Annotated in this window: 1 protein-coding gene; it reads left to right on the forward strand. The window is 59.9% G+C overall.

Annotation, left to right across the window (positions count from 1 at the left end; all coding sequences use genetic code 11):
• On the forward strand, positions 1-1,882 hold a 1,882-nt coding region (locus AC1DRJ_RS26065), incomplete at both ends, for an Mks condensin complex protein MksF (protein WP_477804688.1).

Genomic DNA, 1,882 nt, shown 5'->3' on the forward strand with positions numbered 1-1,882 from the left:
GAACTGATGCGTCTGGAACGGGAAATCACCGGCATCCAGCGCTGGCTCGGCGAGTTGTCGGTGCTCAAACATCGCTTCGCATTGGTCGATGACGTCAAGGTGCTGGAGCAACAACTGCTTGCAGCCAAGGACGCACACGATGAGTTGGCCGGTGCGTTGGCGCAGTCGCGGCAGTTCTCTGCCGAAGACCTCGAAGAACGTCTGCGGGATCTGGAAAAACGCTTGAAGTCGGTGAAGCAGCAACTCGATCACGCCGACAACAACAGCTACGCCCGCCTGCGCGAAGAGTTCTCGCAGCAGGATGTCGAACGCCTGATGCGCCTGTTCAACAGCGCACTGTTCAGCCTGCCACTGGGCGAGCATGGCATCACGCTGGACGAGGACGGTCAGTGGGTCAAATCCATGGAGCTGATTCTTGACGGTTTCAAAGGCGAGCGTTTCGAAGTGCCGGGCTTGTCCATCGATATCTCGCACATCGAGCCGCCGGCGCTGCAGGCCTTGGCTGACCGCGCGGCGTTGCGCGATCAGAAAGAGCGCCTGGACAAAGAACTCAAGCAACTCAAGACCCAACAGGCCGTCGCCGCCGACYGCGCCGCGAGCAAGACCCAGACCGAAGCGCTGTACCAGCAAGTACTGGATGCGCAGAAAGCCCTGGAAGACTTCCGTCGCGCGCAAACCCTGAGCGCCGAGGAAGGCGACAAGCTAGAGCAACTGGCGCAGATGGAAGCGGYGCAGGACGAGTTAAAGCGCTCCAGTGATGCCTTCACCGAGCGAGTCCAACAACTGTCAGCCAAGCTGCAACTGGTCGGCCGTCAGATCGGCGACATGGAAGCCAAGCAGCGCACCCTCGACGACGCCCTGCGCCGCCGTCAGTTGYTGCCRGCRGACCTGCCGTTCGGYACRCCGTTCATGGACCCGATCGACGAYTCCATGGASAACCTGCTGCCRYTGCTCAATGACTATCAGGACAGCTGGCAGGGTTTGATGCGCAGTGATGGTCAGATTGAGGCGCTGTACGCTCAGGTCCGCCTCAAAGGCGTGGCCAAGTTCGACAGCGAAGACGATATGGAACGTCGCCTGCAACTGCTGATCAACGCGTACGCGCACCGCACCGACGAAGCCCTGACGCTGGGCAAGGCACGCCGTGCGGCAGTCACCGACATCGCCCGCACCCTGCGCAACATCCGCAGCGACTACGACAGCCTTGAGCATCAACTGGCGCTGTTCAACCGCGAGATCAACAAGCGTCAGGTGTCCAACCTGCAAAGCTTCCGCATCGTGCTCGCGCCGAACAAGGAAGCGCTCAAGCACATCGACCAGATCATTCACAGCGCCGGCCAATACGAAGAAGGCGAAACCCTCTCCGTGTTCGACTTGAGCCAAAGCGCCGATCAGGACAACAAGAACGAAGAAGCCAAGGAATACCTGGCGCGGCTTGTGGCAGCCAACCACAACCAGCTCGGCCTCAAGGATTTGTTCGAACTGGCCTTCGAGATCACCAAGGTCAACGGTCAGCCGGTGATTCACACCGACATCGACGGCGCCGCGTCCAACGGCACCACGATGACCATCAAGGCGCTGACCAACATGTACTTGTTGCTGCACTTGATGGACCGTGACCAAGCCGGTCGCGTACGCCTGCCTTACTACCTCGACGAAGCGGCGGACATCGACGAAAAGAACCAGGCAGCGCTGCTGGAAACCAGTTTGCAACTGGGCTTCGTGCCGATCCTGGCGAGCGTTAAACCGCAGGTTTGCGCCAGTGTTGCGATTGACCTGGAAGGTGGCAGCGGGCCGAACGGTATCTATATCGATGAGGCGGACTGGAAGTACATTCGTCGTCATGATGAGGTGAAGGCGAGCGTTGTCGTGCAGGCTGATG

It is taken from the genome of Pseudomonas sp. P5_B2 (assembly GCF_056400445.1).